This window comes from Brucella pituitosa, assembly GCF_965577835.1.
GTDB lineage: Bacteria > Pseudomonadota > Alphaproteobacteria > Rhizobiales > Rhizobiaceae > Brucella > Brucella pituitosa.
Map to the genome: position 1 here is coordinate 318362 of NZ_OZ264093.1, position 19854 is coordinate 338215.

Genomic DNA, 19854 nt, shown 5'->3' on the forward strand with positions numbered 1-19854 from the left:
ATGAGCCTGATCGCTGCCATCACCGGTCGTCTTGGACAAGCTATTATATTGCTGTTCGTTATGTCCCTCATAGGTTTCGTCGGAATACACAGCATTGGAAACCCGGTCTTCAATATTGTGAATATGGAGACCGCTACCGCGGAAGATATTCGTAACGCTACAATCGCGCTCGGACTCGATCAGCCCATGTGGCAACAATACCTCATTTTTCTGAAGTCCCTGCTCACGGGGGCATTCGGAACCTCATACATCTATCATCTGCCGGCACTTCAGCTGGTGATGATCAAGCTTCCTGCTACGCTTGAACTTGCTTCGACTGCCATGCTGATTGCAGCACCTACAGGAGTTCTGCTTGGCCTCCTTGCCGGTCGCATGCAGGGATCGCTCATCGACCGAACCGTTCTGAGGGCAAGTGTCTTTGCCCTCAGTATACCTGCCTTTTGGCTGAGCATGGTTCTGATCCTTGCAGGTGCGGTCATGATGGGCTGGTTTCCTTCCGGCGGCCGCGGCGACACAGCACGATTATTGGGGATAGAATGGAGCGTTCTGACCGGCAACGGTTTGAAGCATCTCATCCTCCCCGCTCTTTCGTTGGCAATTCCCAACATTGCGCTGATTGCCCGGCTGACGCGCGCCGGTACAGTAGAAGTGGAAAGCCTCGACTTCATAAGGTTCTGCCGGGCGAAGGGTCTCTCACCCAAACGGATTCTGTTTCAACATACGCTGCCCAATATCAGTGTGCCGATCGTAACCGTGATAGGCCTGCAATTTGGCGCATTGCTAGCCTTCGCAGTGGTGGTCGAGACGATCTTCGCATGGCCCGGTGTTGGCAAGCTGCTCATCGACTCGATCCAACTTCTCGACCGACCTGTCGTGATGGCCACCCTGACATTTGTATCCGTCACATTCGTCGTTCTCAACGCACTCGTTGATCTGTTCCACGCGATTATTGATCCACGCATACGCCATTCTTCACAAAGGTAAACTGCCATGAAAACCGAAACTCTCCGGAAATTATGGAAGAGCCCTTCCTGGCTTCCGCGAACGCCGTCGACAGTTATTTTCGCGATCTTTGTCCTTTTCGCAATTGCAGCGCCGCTCATTGCGTCACAAAACCCCTATGATCCCCTACAGATTTTCGGCTGGGAGGCTTCTTCTCAGCCTGGTACGACGGGAAGTGGTGGCTATGTCTATCTTCTTGGCACCGACGGTCTGGGACGTGATATTGCGAGCACCATCCTTTACGGCTTGCGCGTCAGTCTCATCGTATCGCTTGTCAGTACTGGGATCGCCGGAATGATCGGACTGACAGCAGGCGTGATGTCGGCTTATTTCGGCAACAAAGTCGACGTCGTCATCATGCGGACGGTTGATCTGTTTTTGAGCCTGCCCTCGATCCTGATCGCTCTGATAGCCATCGTTACACTCGGCCCTGGCATCGACCGTATTATACTGGCTCTTATCATTGTCCAATGGGCCAATTATGCGCGTGTCGCCCGCGCTGTGGCGCTGAGTGAACGAGGCAAATCCTATATCGACGCCGCCCATCTGCTGCGATTGCCGACCTTCACGGTCATATTCCGGCATCTTCTGCCCAACAGCATAGCTCCAGCACTCACGCTGGTACCGATCGAGGTTGGTCACGCCATCGCACTTGAAGCGACATTGTCTTTTCTCGGACTTGGCGTCCCAGTCGATCAACCCTCGCTTGGCTCCGCCGTTGCAAACGGTTTCCAGTATCTGATGACCGGCCAGTACTGGATCAGTTTCTTTCCGGGTCTTGCCCTGTTCGGGCTGATCGCAAGCGTCAACTTCGTCGGTGAGGATATTCGACGCCGCTTTGATCCAAGGAACACAACACGATGATTAAAAATATGAGCACTGACCTTCTTGAGATTGAGAACCTCTCTTTGCAATTTTGTGCAGCAAACGGTCCTGTACCAATCCTGGACAATGTCAGCACATCACTCGGAAAAGGCCAAATCCTGGGCGTTATTGGAGAATCAGGCGCTGGGAAATCGACCCTCGGTAATGCTGTGATTGGATTGTTGGGACCACAGTTCAAACGCACATCCGGCTCCATCCGATTTGCCGGGGAGCCCCTTGACGGGATCAATGCGCACGAAGAAAAACATATCAGAGGACGCCGGATATCGGCAATCTTCCAGGATCACACCGCCTCGCTTGATCCTCTGATGAGTATTGGTGCACAGCTCGGTGAAACCATCAGTTTGTTTCAAAAGGGTCTTTCACGTGGAGCACTTCGAAAACGCGGCATCGAAATTCTCGAGCGGGTTGGAATTCCGCATCCAGAACTACGATATAACGACTATCCGCACCAGTTTTCGGGTGGTCAGCGTCAGCGTATCGTTATTGCTATCGCATTGGCGGGATCCCCTGAAATCATCATCGCCGATGAGCCAACTTCTGCTCTTGACGCCACCGTACAAAAACAGATTCTTGCACTGTTGCGGAAGCTAGTTGATGAAACCGAGGTGTCAATTATTCTGGTTACCCATGATATGGGCGTTATCGCAGAAATTGCCGACAAAGTTCTGGTGATGCGCCACGGCAGGGTCGTCGAACAGAACCAGACGAGCGCCATCCTTGAGGCACCCCAAGATGACTATACGCGCAAATTGTTGGCGGCAGTCCCAAGACTTCATGTTTCCGGTGGCGAGCATCGGGGTAATGGGGCGACGACAAGCGAGGGGAATGAGGCACAGAATAAAGGGATTAGGCGCTCTGCCGATATTCTTGTTGCCACAGATATCTCGAAAAGCTTTCGTTCAGGGGGCGCGCCATGGCCTATAGCAAGTGCGGTACCGCAGCAAGCACTTAAGAATGTATCGATCCGCCTAAAGCGCGGCACAATCACAGGCATTGTCGGTGAAAGTGGAAGCGGCAAAAGCACTATCGGTCGGATCATCGCGGGGCTGGAAACCGCAAGCGATGGCGAGGTTTCGATCAGTGAGAAAAAATACGACGTCACGAAGAAAGGGCGAACCAGTGGCATCCTCGGGCGAGTGCAGATGATCTTTCAGGATCCGTCTGTCTCACTGAACCCGCGCATGACCATCGGTGATGCTTTGAACGAAGCCGTTCAGTCGATTAACAATGTTACTGGACAACGGACAATACTCGGTATTGGCCCGATGATGGACAGGCTCAATCTCGCCAGAAGCTTTCTCACCCGGTACCCACATCAGCTCTCAGGTGGACAGAAACAACGTGTCTGCATTGCAAGGGCACTCCTTGCTCAGCCGCAAATCATCGTCGCCGATGAGCCAACCTCAGCACTCGACGTCTCCGTTCAGGCGGAGATTGTTGAACTACTGAAGGAACGGATTATTGAAGATGATATTTCAATGATCTTCATCTCCCACGACCTCGCCGTCGTTCAGGATATTTGCAGCCACATCTATATTTTCCGAAACGGGCGTGTCGAAGATAGCGGCCCATCGATATCAATCTTTTCGCAATCGAAAAATGCTTACACGCGAAGCCTGGTCGAGGCACGGTCGAAGCGATTTATCCAGTAAGAACAGTCCACCAAATCCATAAGGGCGGCCGACCGGCCTGGGCGGAATGACACCGCGCCAGATTGCCGGAGGTCAGTCGCTATTCCAAAAATGAGGACAATCATGAGCGGTAGCTTCACCATCACGGTAACCGGACAGTCTCTGATCAAGCAGGATACACGTGGCGTTTCCAATCCCGGATTTCAGGATGTCTCTACACTAATCAAAAACACCGACCTGGCTTTTACGAACTTTGAAGGCACCATTTTGGGCCGTTATGGCGGCTGGCCCCTGAAGGGATCATTTTTTGACTGCAGCAAGCCGATGGTTCTGGATGCATTACAGGATATTGGCTTTCGTGCGCTGTCGTTGTCCAACAATCACGCATTTGACCTGGGGCCGTCGGGCATACTGTCAACGATCGAGGAGGTCGATCAGCGGGGCTTTTTGCACGCCGGCATTGGACGCAACCACCGCGAAGCGGCCTGCCCCGGCCTTGGTCAAATTGGTCAGCGTAAAGTCGCTATCGTCGCTATGGATGGCGGCCCTGGCCCCGATTTCATGTATGCCGATGATTCAGGGATTGGACGTCCGGAACGCCCCGGTATCAATCGGCTGGGCATCTCCCAGATCATCGATGTCGACAACGATACATTCCAGGAGCTTCGTTCGATACGCGACAAGGTTGGTTATACAGAGCTTGCCCTGACCAATGACAGTCAGCCGAACGATCCATATCCCGTCGACGAGACAAAAGAGGTTTGCATCGGACGGGCAGTATTCCGTCGATCAAAAGAATTCAGGCGCAGCGTTAAGATCAACGAAACCGACCTTGCCCGCAACCTTGCTTCGATCCGCGATGCCGCTAAGGATGGCCGATTTGTAATTGCCTATCTGCATCATCACCATTGGGCAACCGATTGGCTTGAGGTGCCTGAATGGGTCAGCAGCGTAGCAAAACAATGTATCGATGCGGGGGCGGCGGTTTTTGTCAGCCACGGCGCTCCTGTTCTGCAAGGGATGGAAATCTATCAGAAACGTCCGATATTCTATAGCCTTGGGAACTTCATCTTTCATGTGCCGTCCGAGGAAGGCACATGGCGTGCACCGGAAGTATGGGAGAGCATCATCGGCGCTTGCTCATTTGATGATGACAATAACCTGACGCAAGCTCTTCTTCATCCCGTAATTATTGGTGGTGAGCATGCGCTGAACGGTTCAACCTTTGAACAACGCCTTGTCCCTGAACTTGCTAGGGGCAAGAACGCCAATCGAATTCTGCGTCAACTCGCAGATCGGTCGTCTGCTTTTGGCACCAACACCGCGATTTGCGACGGTTACGGACTCGTCCGGCCCTAAAGGCCGAGAACGTTCCGCGCCTATCCTCTCCACCGCTTGTTGATCGGGAAATTATAAATATGGCTATCAGTCAGGAATTAACAGAACGCTTTTTCCGTTACGCCGCAATCGCAAGTCAAAGCGATGTCAAATCATCGCAATTACCATCATCTTCAGGCCAACTCACCTTGGCTCGTCTTCTGGCGAAAGAAATGGTCGGACTGGGGGTCAGTGACGTTGTTGTTGATGATAGCGCAATTGTCACAGGCGTGTGGCGCGGTACGCGATCAGATGCACCGCGAATTGGCTTCATCGCTCATCTCGATACAGCAGATGTTGGGCTTTCAGCATCTGTTCGCCCTCAGATCCACCGCTTTTCGGGCGACGATCTCTGCCTGAACCGCGAGGAAAATATCTGGCTGCGGGTGGAACAATTTCCCGAGATCCGCCAATGGCTAAACCAGGACATCATTACAAGTGATGGCACAAGCGTGCTTGGGGCAGATAATAAAGCCGCCATAGCTTTGATAATGACACTCCTTGCCAGATTGGACGAGACTGGAACTTATGGTGACATTGCAATCGCCTTCGTTCCCGATGAGGAAATCGGCTTAAGAGGCGCCAGGGCACTCGATCTTGAACGGTTTTCCTGCGACTTCGCCTACACTATCGATTGCTGCGAATTGGGTGAAGTGGTCACCGAAAACTTCAATGCTGCGTCCTGCGAGGTGGTCTTCGAGGGGATCAGCGCGCACCCTATGTCAGCAAAAGACAAATTGGTAAATCCAATTCTTATGGCACAGGATTTCATCAGTCAGTTCGACCGGGCGGATACACCTGAACATACCGAAGACAGGGCGGGCTTTTTCTGGATGACCGATCTTGTTGCAAACGACAGCAAAGCAACATTGCAGGTTCTTATACGTGATTTCGACAATGCTTCTTTTATCGCTCGCAAAGAGAAAATTACGGCAGCTGTAGTCACGACACGAAACCGATACCCTTCAAGCGATATCCAACATTCATTTGCTGACGGTTACCGCAACGTCGGTGATTATCTTTCAGATGATCCAAGGGCGATGTCTCTCCTCCTGAGGGCATTTGACAGTGTGAAGGTCAAGCCGAAACTTATCTCTATGCGCGGAGGCACTGATGGTGCGGTTCTGTCAGAGCGCGGAATCCCAACCCCGAATATGTTTACGGGTGCATACAACTTTCATTCAAGGTTTGAGTTCTTGCCGATACCAGCCTTCGTCAAATCCTTCGAGGTTGTAGCCACGATTTGCCAGCTAGCGGCCAATCAGCGTTAGTTGAAATTGGGAACACAGCTCAATAATTGTCAGCTTCTGCTCGGTTGTCCACCGCCTGCGGCGGACATCTCCTGTCAGCAATTCGACGTGTCGATACTCGTTAGACATAAGCATGTGCTTGAGCCTCTCTGCTTATGCCGACTGTCCGATCGAAACGGGGTGCAGTTCAGGCACGACATAGCTGAAACTTAGATTCGGTGGATGGAGTGCATATATAATCGTGTCACCAACCGCTCAACAATCAATCCTGACCAAGTGACCTGAGGCTTTGCTGAGCTTGTGGCTATAAAAAGCAGTTAGGCGTAAGCGAACCGATGTAGACAATGATCGCGCCCAGAGATTTTCCATAAACCCATTCTATGACGCCTATATAACCACGCTTACCATAGCACAAGAAGACGGTGTCGATGGCAGCGATTGGCGCTGAGGTTCTATGTAGGTGCCCCACACCGTTGCTGAAGAACTACTAACTCTCCTGCCGGTCCGGGATGCCTACGGATGCAAATCTTTGTTATCTGCCTCCAATAGATCAGCTGGTGCAACTTCGAGGATTTCCGCAAGTGTCGCAACCATATCAATGGTGGGACTATAGATGCACCTCTCCAGCGAACTAACATAGGTCCGGTCAATACCGGCCAAATGTGCAAGTTTCTCTTGCGACAGCCCCCTGGCGTGTCGCAACAATCTGAGGTTGCGCGCAAAAATCTCACGAATATTCATTATCGCAGTCATGCGCACTGCGGTGCATTCCTCTACGGAGTAAACTCCACAAATCGGTCAAAACGCACGCGTTCGGTAGAACTAATAATCGTCAGGCAAGCTTATCAGCCTTGCTGTTTCTGTTGACCGTAACCGTCTATGACGGCAGATGTGAACCCGTTTCAATTTTTCTTGGAGTATTACAAAATCTGTCTCGACGGAATATCCTCGGAAACGTTAAACTGGAAGGCGGCGTACCATTAAAACTTCATCAATTTCTTTACTTTTGTATATAAAACCACTAGGAATTCGGTCGATCTCTATAAAGCCTTCCCTGAGATAAAAGCTTATTGCCACAGAGTTCTCAGCGCTTACAGTTAATTCCAGCTGCGTCACTCCGATATCCCGTGCATAATTTTCGACCGTACTGAAGAGGTCGCTCGCTACACCACGCCCGCGAAGACTTTTTCGGACATAAACCATGACAACTGTTGCTCGATGAGCCGATCTGGAGCCTTTTTCCCACAGCAGACCGATAAGAGCGACAGGTTCTTCACTTAGAAACGCAATGAACACCGGATTGTTCAATCGTCGATGCCAGGCTTTGTCAGGCAAAGTGTCCCAATCGTCAAATGTGCTTGCAAAGAAAGCCGGCTCTGAGCGAAGTGTCTCCAGCCGAATACGCCGAAACGCATTTATATCGGCGGGTCCGGCTCGAAGGATGGTTATCTTTTGTTCTGCCAATGACCCGGCTCCCGATTTGCAGACGCTATCATTTCGCCGAAACCTTTAAGGCGTTCGAGGAAATCTTCGCCGGCACATTGTGACCAGAGCTCATCGTTCACAAATCCAGGAAACCCGCCGCTTGTTTCAGTTAAAGTCTGGGTTGCGAATGATTGGGACAATGACGCACATGTGGCAGGATCATTAGCTATAAAAAGCCGCCACGGATCAGCGCAGATTGGAACGATTGTCCGATGCCCCCAAACGTTCATGATGTGATCTGATCGGATATCTTTTGCCAGTTCTTTGTCTATCAGAGCCGATGAACGATCCAGTGCCCTAAGCAAGGCGTGGCGCATGAGGGGATAGTATACAACTTGCCGACTGCCTCCCATTGCACGCAGTCCCGGAAGGATGGCAATAACAAGAAAAACGAGAAAGAGGCCCGGCACGATTCCTCCAGCTTCCACCGAATTTGCCAGAGAGCTGGGATTGAACCCCATTTTAAACGAGCCGGTGGCATCGCTTAATGTGTTGCCCTCCAATCTTAACGGCCTGAGCCGTCCTTCCGACATGAACCAGAAAAAATCCGTGTTGAATTTGAACCAACCGTCCCAAGGGCCGTCGTTGAGTTCTCGCACAGATTGTAGAAGCATTGAAACCATATCAGGTGCATCGATAAAATAGCGTGACAGCCAGGAATTGCGGTCCCTTAGATGATCAATGATAAGCAAAGCTACATCGGCGTCGTCGAGTTGCAGAGACTTAACTGTCTCACCAAAGCAATGTCGCCAGAGATCGTGGTTTGCGGATTTAATCGCCTCAGCTGCTGAGCTGAATTCCTGCACCGGAAGAACGGCTCGCAATAGATCGAGTGCAGGGTGACTAATCTGATCATCGGTCGGCTTCAACGCAAAATGGCAAGGAACGTAACGTCCACAAATGCTATAAGGTTCCATTCTTCGACGGGACAATCCGAACACGTTTACATGCTGCCCATCAAGCCAAAGCCAGCCCGGACCTTTTTTGGATTTTTCAGTGAATTTCACGGTCGAGACAGAATAATTGATGTACCAGCCTTCAGAATGCGCGTTTAACCCCATCAGAGCGAACAGGTGGGTGTCGTTTAATCGCATCTCCGTCAAGCCTGTTTTAATCATTACTTTCATTTCGTGAATGTGCCTTGCGCTTCGGAGTGCGGCGATACCGTTTGTCGGGTACAGGGTCGTTTACGCGGTCGGGACAGGCTCGCCGCAGGATGGTTCTTCGTGGAGCGGATCTTCCAATGTAAAAGACGCACTTTGCTGCGAGAATGGCCTCAAGTGCAGCCCACGTAACGGAATGATCCTGTCCGCGTCCCGACAGGGACGATCGTCGCGTCTGCAGCGCGGACGCAAACGTCATTAATAGTTAGATCACAAGAGCATTTGCTCCTCTTGGCAGCTTGTTGTGCATGTCAGGCTTCAGCATTGATGGAAGGCTCGAAGAGTTCGCCGGTCTGGAGCATGGCATGCATGATCACGGCAAGCTTGCGCGCGACTGCAACGGCAGCTCGCTTGAACCCGATCTTCTCCCTGAGCTTCAAACCCCATCTGAGCAGCGCGCTGTCGGTCCTGGTGCGCGTGAGGATCACGGTCGCCGCTTCATATAACAACCCGCGAAGATGGTTGTCGCCCCGTCGGGATATATGGCCGTCGTAATCGACTTCTCCCGATTGATAGCTTCTGGTGGTCAGGCCGATCCAGGCGCCAACCGAGCGCGACTTTCTGAAGTTTGCCGGATCCTCGATCGCTGCAACGAAAGAGGAAACCGTCACCGCACCAACACCCGGGATCGATGCAAGAAGTCGGCATTGCTCACTGGCGCGCGCAGAAGCGACAAGCTGCCTGCTCAATTCGGCTGTGCGGGCCCGCATGGCTTTCCAGGCATGAAGCAAGGGCCTGATAATCTGTTCCAGCCCCGCATTCGTCGCCAGCAGGCTACACACATTCTCCTCGAACACGCGTCCAGCACCCTTCGGAACCACCAGACCGAAGGTCTTCATCAGGCCGCGGATCTGGTTCGACATCTGGGTTGTCATCTTGAGCAGCTGGCTGCGCGCTGCAATCAGCGTACGAACCAGCATGCTGTCAAAACTCTTCACCCGGACCTCACGATAAAAGCCGACCTCGGCCAGATGCGCGAGCCCATCGGCATCATTGGCATCGGTCTTGTTCGGCGCCATATCCAGTGCTGCCTTGGCATGGCGGGCATCAATGCAGACTGCCGGCAACCCCTCCGCCGTCAGCCCATGATAGAACCAGGTCGACAGAGGCCCCGTTTCGAACACGACGCGCTCAGCATTCACCGCTCGCTTGCGAATGACATCTGCTATCAGCTTCGGCTCAGATGCGCACTTTCCGCGCCAAACCCGTCGCCCTTCTTCACGCACCGAGATGAATGTATCTTTCAATGAGACATCAAGACCGATAAACTGTTTCATGGTTGCCTCCTGTTTGATGCTGGGCCCGGCGTCCAGTCGTGAGCCCGTATTTCATCTTATCGGGAGGCAACCACCTTTCCAATGCGAAGCAAAAAACCCGCCGGTATTCCCAACCCGCGATTACACTATGTAAAAGGCATCCGGTTCAATAATAAGATGGCAATGTGGTCCGGTCTGTATTACAGGCCTACGCCGGATTAATCCGATCAATTGTTGAACATCAGTTTCACTATGTCCGGATCTGATCGCCCTATCCCGGAGAAGCTTACACAGTTTGATAAACGCATCTCGCCTGACTTCAGCATCGCTCAGTTCGAACCTGTCATAAAGAGCAGACGCATAGGCTTGTACTGGCCGCTCCCAGTACCGCTTCACCAGAGGAACCAGACAATCCAATGCGCGGCGGATCTCACGAGGGGGCGTCAACATTCGTCGCTCTCGTCTGAACCATGGTATCGGAACCTGATGCTCGAAGCCACTATCAGTAAAACGGTAACGCCGACGACGAACAAGCCATAACATGCAAAAAGACTGGAGGATGTCAGCCTGTCACTAACGAACCCAAGCAAGGTAAAGATGACTAAGCCGCCCCCTGTGGCTACGGTATTAATGGTGCCCTTGGTACGTCCAATCAATGAAGCGTTGACAGTTTGCTGAACCTGAACGTCCAGACTTATTCGGCCCAAATTGTAAATTCCCCCAAGCGCAACCAGCGTGATCACTCCGCCCTCGAAAGGCGAACCTGAGAGAAGTGGGGGACGGCACTCTTTTAAATCGCTTCTCCCGCCAAAGACTTTTACTGATCAAATCGCTGCCAATTTCAAACTTTGGCATTAGCTTCGGCACACATGTATTGACGGCGGATACGCGAAAGCAAAGCTGAATTGCAGGCTAGAAAAGTCAGTAAGTGTATACTTTGTATGTAGAAGGGCTTCGCTCTCGATGTGGGTTATTAGTCTCTGCGTGGAAATGTATTGCCGAACGCTGAATTCCTTCGCTCTAACGTTGTCAGAAATGGCTCAAGTAATTCGAGAAAACCGTCGTTTTAATCAAAAACGTGAATCTATACCAGAATTATCCGCTCCACTGCGCCGAAGATTGTGAGTGAAATCGATAGATCCGACATGTTTCAATCTGCCGGGTATTGAATCACCGATCTTTAGCGATTAAAAGTTCGAATATTGTTAAATCAAAATCTCAGGGCGCTGAAGGTAATTCCATGGTAATGAGTGATCAGAAAATATTTATTGGCAGCGACCCTATCGCAACAAAGGAAAAGGAGCAGTTTTCAAATCGCCGATGGTTGAAAGACGTGTTAGAACGTCCGATCTTTGCTGCATCGAACATTCGCGCAAATAATTTCACGTCATCATTAACGCAGAATAACTTGTTTGATAGACGTAAGTTTTTTGAATTGAGTGGCATTAAACTGGATATAGATAGCACACATTTTTATTATAATCCAGATAATATTTCTAAGGATTCAATTGTTTATTTAAAAGAATTTATACCGATGGGAACCATCTACATAGGGTATGAGTTGTCTGAGCAGACAAGATCTATATTCGATAGGGCGGATATAAGATATGTTGATATTTGGCTTCACCCGATCCGCTATCTGGACGATATTATTTTCGGCATTGGCTCCAATGTTAAAGAAATACGAAGCAGCTTACTTGAGTACGATACTGATGAATATCAATATTATATGTATGCTGACAGGTTAAGAGTACAAGCTTATAAAGGTTGGGCGCGAAGCGAAATTAATGTGCCTGCAAACTCTGCACTTTTTGTCGGTCAGATGCTAAACGATAAATCCATCTGCTGTGACGGGAGGATGTTATCAGTACTCGATTTCCAAGATGAATTCACCAATTTAGTCAAAACCCATGAGAATGTTTTGTACAGTAGGCATCCTTATATTCGGCGCGGAGATGAAGATATACTTAAGTATGTACTTTCATTTCCTAACGTTACAACTACTGATTTACCAACTTATTCGTTATTGTCTCATAAAAACATTAAAACTGTTATGGGCGTATCGTCATCAGTTCTAATTGAAGCAAAATATTTTGGTAAAAAAAGCAAGATTTTGTATAAACCGGTCATCAATATCAACAAGCCTGTCGAAAAAAGTGACTATTACGCTAGTATATATAACGATCTAGTTAATCCAGCCTTTTGGTCAGATTTGTTATCTTCAGTTATTGAAACCAACGATTGTACACAAAGTTTATTCTTATCGGGGAAGGATAAAATTCGTGATATGCTTGGATTTTACTGGAGTTATAAAGAAATTGACAAAATCGAAGAAATGCGAGTGGGTACTGATAAAAGGCGGGCAGTTATGCCTGCTTCTCCTGTGGCGACAGTAAAGCAGAAGGTTTCTGAACGTCCAGAATTTAGGCAAACGATAGAGCATACTGATGAGATACTAAAGAGTTTTAGGAAGTACGAGGTGATATCGTTCGATATATTTGAAACACTTATTGAGCGCATTATTGATAAGCCGTCTGATATATTTGATTATATGGAATTAGACTTTCAAGAGATTTTTTATGGTAAATATCAGGGGTTTTCTCAAATAAGGGCTAATGCGAGAGGCTGGGCCTTTTCCAAGGGATCTTATATTGATGAGGTTCCTTTGGCAGACCGATATCAGGCGATTAAAGAACGGTTGGGGCTGAGCCAAGCGGACATAACCGAACTGATGCTTCGTGAATTAGATTATGAGCGCAAATTGTGTAGATCAAAATTTATGGGTCAACATATGTATAAGCACGCTCGAGAGGTTGGTAAGAGGATTATTTTTACATCTGATACTTATTTTGATAGAAATTTCATTGAAGAAATTCTTTTAAGGAATGGATACGCGCACTGGGATCATCTATACCTTTCGTCTGAACACAATTCCACAAAATCTTCAGGTCGGTTGTTTGACATTGTTTTAAAGAATGAAAAATTTAAAGCTAAGAAGATTTTACACATCGGAGATAATTTGATATCCGATATAAAGAATGCAGCCGCAAAAGGTATTTCTACTTTACACGTTCCTGAGCGAGCGGAAATAGTTGACAGCTATGTTCCTTTAAATTCTTCTTATAAAGATATCGCTAACGGCTTGCTACGCAGTGCAACTCAAGGTCTCGTTGGAACCGAGTTTACAAAAGACATGGTTGGGAGTTCGAAATCTTTCACTGGCGGTGATGTAGATAAGTTTGGCTATTGTATCGCCGGGCCAATATTCTTTGGATTTGCTAAGTGGATCCTCGATAACGCACGCGAACAAGGAATTGATAAGTTATTTTTTCTATCGAGAGATGGGCACATCATTAAAAGGTGCTACGATATAATCGCTAAGCATTGCCCGGATGCTCCGCCGAGCCAATATGTTTACGCGTCTCGTCGCTCTACCCGCGTGGCCGAATTGTTTGCGTCGGAAGATATCCAAAAGACGCTCGAGACGAGCTTTAGTCCTTCGCCTATTGGTGACTTGCTTAAGAACCGATTCGGAATTGATGCGTCCGTTATCAGTGATGATATTTTTTTAAAACATGGGTTTAATGACGAAAGATCCATTGCGGATTGGAAGGTTGCTGAAGAGAGGATACGCGAATTTTTCAGCGAGAAGGCTGTAGTAAGTTCCATCTTGAAAAACTCCAAGAAGGAACGTGCGCATTTAATTGATTACTATAAAGAGTCCGGAATGGACGCGACAAAATTTGTAGGCTTAGTCGATATTGGCCATTCAGGGACGATCCAGTCTGCGATTATTAGAATAATGGGATTGCAACGATCCCTCGGTCTGTATTTCGCGACTTTTGACGATATTCGTCAAAAGCTACCAGTCAATGGCCATGACTCGAATGGCTATCTCTTAAAGGATGCGAGTTCAACAAATAAGAAGCTTCCATATGTAAAAAATATTTTGATGTATGAGCTTTTATTTTTAAACTCGGAGGAGTCGTTCTCGCACATTACGTCAATCGGCAGTGAAAGAAGTTTCTCATTTGTCGACTCAGTAAATGATGAAAAACGCAAGCAGTTTGCTGATGATTTACACGATAACATAGTGAGGTTTATAGAAGATCTCACGAGTGCGTTTCCAAATCATATAGAGCTTATGAATGCCGCAGGATCGGATGTCACAAAAAGTTACAATGAGCTTTTGAATTGCGCGTTTATGAATGATATTCAAATATTCTCCGGTTTGTCATTCGAGAATACGTATAGTGGTAGGGTCTCCCGCTGGATCGTGCCGCCATTCGATCATCGAATTAGCGAACCGGGAATATGGAATGAAGCGATGAAGCGTATCCGTACCCAAAATGAAACCCCGTTAAGGCATTTAACCGGTTGGAGGAAGCAAGCTCACTCGGTGCTGAACACTGTCATAACTGCTAAAGATGATCGAAAAGCAGTTAAATTCCAACAAGATGCGGGTCGATATTTTTCTGATAGCAAATGGAGACTTATGCGAAACGTCGGCCATATAGTCTACAATAGAAAATCAAAGTGATTTTAGGGTTGGGTATATAGAATGATATTATTTATTGGAAATAGTCACCTCGCGGCGATTGAAAGGGCTTACAAAGCATTATCGAATGATGAGGCACAAGAATTAGGAGAGGCAAGTTTCATACAAATGGATGGTAGGCATGTGCCGCCATTTAGGAGAACCGCGAATGGTCCAGCTTTAAATTCAGCATTAGAAGAATTATTAGATGATCAGTTGAAACCAGCGGAACTCGTTGTCTCAGTGATTGGGGGAAATGGCCACAATATACTGGGCCTGGTAAACATGTCTCCACCTATCGACTTTTTCGATTCGAATGATCAGGGTTTTGCACCGAACCATATGATCATACCGAGGCCTTTGGTAAAAGCAGCATTGAACCGTCGGATCGAAGATTGGTTACGTCTAATGCTCGTGGTTCGGGAAAGGGTGCCAGTATCTCGCATGTTGCACATCTCACCGCCGCCCCCCATAGCAGATCCGGACTATATTTTAAATAATCCGGGACCATTCAAACAACAGTTTGAGGATCATGGGTTGGCAGATGCGAGAGTTCGGCTCAAACTCTGGCGATTACATGAAGAACTTCTCATTGAGATTTGTACAAAGCATGGCATAACATTCATTAGTGCTCCTAACGATGGAGTAACGGACGAAGGATATTTATTGCCAGAATACTATGGAGGCGACCCTTCGCATGCAAACACACTATATGGTAAAAAAGTACTCGAAATTATAAAAGGCTCGCGCTAAAATGCACCCATACAACGATATTAAAGATTATCAGCACTGGGTCCGGTCATTTCGAGGTGTGGAAATACGGGATGTCGATCCAACAGTAGATAGCAATATCAAGATTGGAAAAGCAGATGCAATTGTTACGGCAGGCAGCTGCTTTGCTCAGCATATTTCACGTCGTTTGGCTAAAAGTGGTTATAATTATTTAGTAACGGAAAAATTACCAGAAACATTAAATAAGTTCGCTCCAAAAGATATAATTGATAAACATAATTATGGTACTTATACCGCCCGCTACGGAAATATTTATACGCCGCGACAGCTTTTGCAACTGTTCTTGCGAGCTTACGGTATTTTTAATCCGGTAGAGAACTATTGGTTAGACAAAAAGCAACGGTTTATCGACCCCTTTCGGCCACAGATTCAACCAGGTGGCTTCAATAGCTTAGAGGAGTTAGTTGCTGATCGAGAAGTTCACTACAATGCGGTCCGTACCGCTTTCGAGCGTGCAGATTGGTTTGTTTTCACTCTTGGGTTAACAGAAACTTTCGTTAATAAATTTGATGGTAGTGTCTATCCTGTAGCTCCCGGTGTCGCTGGGGGAGAGTTTGATAAAGATCAACACGAATTTGTCAATTTCGATGTAGCTGCGGTTTATCACGACTTAGAAGAGTTCTATAAACTTCTTAAAACGGTCAACAGGAACTGCCGCGTACTGGTTACTGTCTCTCCAGTTCCATTGATGGCTACTAAAGAGGACAGACATGTTTTAGTCTCAACCACTTATTCAAAATCCGTTTTACGTGTTTGCTGTGATATGTTCGAGCGAGCATATAAAGACGTAATGTACTTTCCTTCCTATGAGATAATAACTGGGAATTTCACGAAAGGCGAATACTACGAGGGAGACCTCAGACTAGTGAAAGACGCTGGCGTTGACCATGTGATGCGTCTATTTCTGAAACGTATGACTAATTCTAGTACTGATGGTAGCGAAAGCGAACGATCGATAGATGATGTCACTGAATCTAACAAGGATGAGATTGAAGACCTTTCTCAAATCGCGTGCGATGAGGAGTTACTAAGAAATATTTAGCTTTACGCGCTTGGTTAAATGGAGTTTCTGAGACACCGTATAAAATGGTTATTATAGAAGAAGATAGCTGGCTTCGGTGTAAGTCCCAACATCGAATCGCCGTTGATTTTAATTTTCCGGCTACAACCTCAATGACTGGCTGAATATGCCACCGGAGTTATGCAAGGCAATCGGTAATTAATATCCGATAGCCTAATGAGGGCTGTCCTCATTGTGCAAAATGACGACAAAAGACCCTCCGCACAGAGGTTCGAGAGCGTTGGTATCGGTGGCATACCAAGTCTGGGCTCCTTGTTAATGTTATAGCGGCGCGGTCCAAGGAGCCCCATATGTTCTTCCGTAGCCGCTCCGGCTCACTTCTACGTAAAAATCAACATGCGGGGTTTGCCGCGCCATTCAAAGGTCTGGCGTAACGGCCCGATTGCTACCGCCTGTTTAAGGTGAGCGTCCGGTGAGTGGGTTTTGCTAATGGAGCCATTTGGGCGATGTTCTGGCATTAGAACCAGCATTAGTGCTGACATTAATACCAGAACTTAGAGGTTGGCATGGCTCGCATTGAGATTATTTCGGGCGTTGAGCGCAGACGGCGATGGTCTAAAGCAGCCAAGCTGGAGATCTTGGCTGAAGCGGATCAGCCAGGAGTGCGTATTGGGGATGTTGCCCGCCGCCATGATATTTACCCGGCCCAGATCCGCGTATGGCGCAGAGTATTCAGTCCATTCGATGCACCGTCATCATTCGTCCCTGTGCAACTGCTTGAAGAGGAAGCTCAGGAGCAGCCGACTTCGGCTGAGGCGAGACGCGTATCTATCGAGATTGTGCTGCGCAACGGTCGAGTTTTGAAAGTTCCTTCGGATATTGAGCGGAAGACACTGGCATCGTTTATTGCCTGTGTGGAAGCATCATGATCGGGCCTTCAGGAAATGTACGGGTCTATCTGGCTTGTGGGGTGACCGATATGCGGCGCGGAATTGATGGCCTGTTTGCACTGGTCGAAGGTGTTATCAAGGAGGCACCGGGCTCTGGCGCGCTCTTCGGCTTTCGCGGAAGACGTGCCGACCGGATCAAGCTTTTATGGTGGGATGGTCAGGGCTTTTGCTTGTTCTACAAGGTCCTTGAGCGCGGATACTTCCCCTGGCCAACGGCAAAAGAGGGCGTTGCACATCTGACGCAGGCACAGCTTTCGATGTTGGTAGAAGGGATTGATTGGCGTCGACCGGCATGGACTTCCGCTCCTGGGAGGGCGGGCTAAAAGCTACTGTTTTTGTTAGGAAAATTTAGAAATTTTCTAGCGCTTGCGGTGCAAATCGGCTATGTTTTTGGGTATGGAAACAACGCCGTTGGACACTCAGGATGAGCTATTGGCATTGCGTGCGCTCGTCGCTGAACAGGCGGCGAAACTGAGCGCACAACAAGTCGAAGTTACAAAGCGTGATACCATTATCGACCTTCTGCGTGCACAGCTGGAGCTGCTCCGGCATCGCCAGCATGGTGCTTCTTCTGAAAAAATTGCTCGCAAGATCGAGCAATTCGAACTGATGCTGGAGGAGATCGAGGCTTCACGCGCTGAGGCTGAAGCGCAGTCTGGAAAACCTCCGTTGCCAGAGCTGGACGACACATCCGAAAAGCCGAAGCGCAAACCATTGCCGGATGGCCTTCCGACTGAAGAGCGGATTTATTCAGCGCCCTGCAATTGTCCGGCCTGTGGCGGAACTTCATTCCTGAAGGCGGCTGACAAGGTCGTACAGGTGATGGAGCACGTTCCGGCATCCGTGAAGATTGTGCGGCATGTTGAAAAGCGCATGGTCTGCAAAGATTGCGATACAACAGTGTCTGGCGAAATGCCAACCTTGCCCATCGAGCGCGGCAAGCCCGGACCGGGATTGCTCGCGCACATCATGGTCGCCAAGTTCGACGATCATATCCCGCTCTATCGCCTGTCGGAGATGTATGCCCGGCTGGGAATAGACATCTCGCGCTCCGTCATGGCGGATTGGGTTGGCCGCGCATCGGTTTTGCTTACGCCACTTATATTGCTGATCAGAGCACATATTGCAGCAGTCGATCGAATACACACGGATGATACCCCCGTCGATGTTCTCGACCCTGGGCGAGGAAAGACCAAAACAGGCAGGGTGTGGGTCTACGTCTTCGATGGTAGCGGCTATCGGGATACCAATCCCGGAGCTATTGCTTATTATTATAGTCCTGATCGCAAAGGCGCACATCCGGCCGATCATCTCGCCAATTTTAGTGGCGTGATGCATGCGGATGGTTATGGCGGCTATAAGAAGCTTTACGGCAACCAGATCATCGAGGCAGCTTGCATGGCGCATGTACGCCGTAAGATCCATGATGTGATCAAGCTGAAGCCATCACCAATCGCCGAAGAGGCGCTGGCACGTATTGGAACGCTCTACGATATTGAGGATCGTATCCGAGGCATGCTGCCAGAAGAGCGGCGAGCGCTGCGCCAGCAACACGCCAAACCTATTCTGGCTGATTTGAAGGTATGGATCGAGGGTGTGCAGCAGACATTGCCGCAAAAGCAAAAGCTGGCGGAAGCAATGCGATACGCCCTGTCACGGTGGACAGCACTAAGCGTTTACATTGATGACGGACGCGTTGAAATCGATAACAATATAGCTGAGCGGGCCATGAGACCGCTGGGGATTGGCCGCAAGAACTGGCTCTTTGCGGGCTCGGACAAAGGCGGGGAGTGCATCGCCAATATCCTCACCATCATTGAGACTACAAAGCTTCATGGTCATAATCCTGAGGTCTATCTGACAGATGTCCTGACCAGAATCCAGGGTCATCCAAAGGATCGCCTGGAGGAACTACTGCCATGGAAATGGGCGGTAAACGATCTGCAGAAGACTGGCTGATGGCGCGCTCGAGATTCATCTATACGCTTAAAGAAGTCGCACTCAGGATCAGTGAAAACCTCGAATTAATCGAAGAGGTGACCGCCAACTCCGACAATATTGCTGAGGGTGAACTCGTTTATGTCCTTGATGGCAGCGAAGATGGTACAAGAGGCCTAACCGAAAATGGTATTGATGACCTTAAAAGCCTCCTCGCAGATATACGGACATGGGACGGTGGGATACACCACTTCCTCCTCGATCAACTATGCGATCCCAAAATGATTGAGCGTGTCATGGCAGACGAGGCTAAGCGAAGCATATAGCTGCACCTCTCGACCAAGCGAAAATCCCTTCACCGGACGCTCACAGAACATCGCCCAAATGGCTCCATTAGCAAAACCCACTCACCGGACGCTCACAAATCTCCTGACCTTGGTCAACAATCGCTTCGATTATTGAGCCACAGCAAATTTACTTGTAAAATCTAGACATCGCAGGGAGATTACCTAATGGAATAAGAGATCGGGTGCATCATAACTAGAGCACGTCCATTGAACGCGG

General features: G+C 48.9%; 16 protein-coding genes. 12 read left to right on the forward strand and 4 right to left on the reverse strand.

Translation table 11 applies throughout. The features are described 5' to 3' along the window. From ACSME1_RS12765 to pepT, 5 genes are all read left to right on the forward strand, one after another. Window positions 1-984: an ABC transporter permease gene (locus ACSME1_RS12765; protein ID WP_435655286.1), complete on the forward strand. Its 984-nt coding sequence runs from the start codon at window positions 1-3 to the stop codon at window positions 982-984. Window positions 985-990: 6 nt separating this feature from the next. Next, window positions 991-1866 (forward strand): ABC transporter permease, encoded by an 876-nt coding sequence (locus tag ACSME1_RS12770; RefSeq protein WP_435655287.1) that lies wholly within the window; start codon window positions 991-993, stop codon window positions 1864-1866. 8 nt (window positions 1867-1874) lie between these two features. After that, window positions 1875-3542 carry a dipeptide ABC transporter ATP-binding protein gene (locus ACSME1_RS12775; RefSeq protein WP_435655288.1) on the forward strand — a complete coding sequence of 556 codons (1668 nt, stop codon included), beginning with the start codon at window positions 1875-1877 and terminating at the stop codon, window positions 3540-3542. 102 nt (window positions 3543-3644) lie between these two features. Continuing rightward, window positions 3645-4880 (forward strand): CapA family protein, encoded by a 1236-nt coding sequence (locus ACSME1_RS12780; RefSeq protein ID WP_435655289.1) that lies wholly within the window; start codon window positions 3645-3647, stop codon window positions 4878-4880. Between the two features lie 59 nt (window positions 4881-4939). Then, on the forward strand, window positions 4940-6169 hold the full coding sequence (pepT, locus tag ACSME1_RS12785) for a peptidase T (RefSeq protein WP_435655290.1): 1230 nt from the start codon (window positions 4940-4942) through the stop codon (window positions 6167-6169). Window positions 6170-6661: 492 nt separating this feature from the next. On the opposite strand, the gene ACSME1_RS12790 is transcribed toward pepT, so the two are convergent. From ACSME1_RS12790 to ACSME1_RS12805, 4 genes are all read right to left on the reverse strand, one after another. Further along, complete coding sequence (locus ACSME1_RS12790; RefSeq protein ID WP_424577351.1) at window positions 6662-6889, reverse strand: helix-turn-helix domain-containing protein; 228 nt, start codon at window positions 6887-6889, stop codon at window positions 6662-6664. A 216-nt stretch (window positions 6890-7105) separates the two neighbouring features. Then, window positions 7106-7612, reverse strand: coding sequence for an N-acetyltransferase family protein (locus ACSME1_RS12795; RefSeq protein WP_435655291.1), 507 nt, complete (start codon window positions 7610-7612; stop codon window positions 7106-7108). After that, window positions 7594-8760, reverse strand: a complete 1167-nt coding sequence (locus ACSME1_RS12800) for a hypothetical protein (protein ID WP_435655292.1) — start codon at window positions 8758-8760, stop codon at window positions 7594-7596. The genes ACSME1_RS12795 and ACSME1_RS12800 overlap by 19 nt, the downstream gene beginning before the upstream one ends. A 287-nt stretch (window positions 8761-9047) precedes the next feature. Continuing rightward, complete coding sequence (locus ACSME1_RS12805; protein ID WP_435655293.1) at window positions 9048-10073, reverse strand: IS110 family transposase; 1026 nt, start codon at window positions 10071-10073, stop codon at window positions 9048-9050. 1225 nt (window positions 10074-11298) lie between these two features. Here ACSME1_RS12805 and ACSME1_RS12810 point away from each other — a divergent pair. The 7 genes from ACSME1_RS12810 (at window position 11299) to ACSME1_RS12840 (ending at window position 19616) form a co-directional block, all read left to right on the forward strand. Next, window positions 11299-14592 carry an HAD family hydrolase gene (locus tag ACSME1_RS12810; protein WP_435655294.1) on the forward strand — a complete coding sequence of 1098 codons (3294 nt, stop codon included), beginning with the start codon at window positions 11299-11301 and terminating at the stop codon, window positions 14590-14592. A 21-nt stretch (window positions 14593-14613) separates the two neighbouring features. Beyond that, complete coding sequence (locus ACSME1_RS12815; protein WP_435655295.1) at window positions 14614-15342, forward strand: hypothetical protein; 729 nt, start codon at window positions 14614-14616, stop codon at window positions 15340-15342. Window position 15343: 1 nt separating this feature from the next. Then, a complete protein-coding gene (locus ACSME1_RS12820; protein WP_435655296.1) occupies window positions 15344-16423 on the forward strand; it encodes a GSCFA domain-containing protein in 1080 nt (359 codons plus the stop codon). A 545-nt stretch (window positions 16424-16968) separates the two neighbouring features. Then, complete coding sequence (gene tnpA / locus ACSME1_RS12825) at window positions 16969-17331, forward strand: IS66-like element accessory protein TnpA (RefSeq protein ID WP_435655297.1); 363 nt, start codon at window positions 16969-16971, stop codon at window positions 17329-17331. Further along, a complete protein-coding gene (gene tnpB, locus ACSME1_RS12830) occupies window positions 17328-17675 on the forward strand; it encodes an IS66 family insertion sequence element accessory protein TnpB (protein ID WP_435655298.1) in 348 nt (115 codons plus the stop codon). The genes tnpA and tnpB overlap by 4 nt, the downstream gene beginning before the upstream one ends. A 73-nt stretch (window positions 17676-17748) precedes the next feature. Then, on the forward strand, window positions 17749-19311 hold the full coding sequence (gene tnpC / locus ACSME1_RS12835) for an IS66 family transposase (protein WP_435655447.1): 1563 nt from the start codon (window positions 17749-17751) through the stop codon (window positions 19309-19311). Beyond that, window positions 19311-19616 carry a hypothetical protein gene (locus ACSME1_RS12840; protein WP_435655448.1) on the forward strand — a complete coding sequence of 102 codons (306 nt, stop codon included), beginning with the start codon at window positions 19311-19313 and terminating at the stop codon, window positions 19614-19616. The genes tnpC and ACSME1_RS12840 overlap by 1 nt, the downstream gene beginning before the upstream one ends. The last annotated feature ends 238 nt before the right edge of the window (window positions 19617-19854 follow it).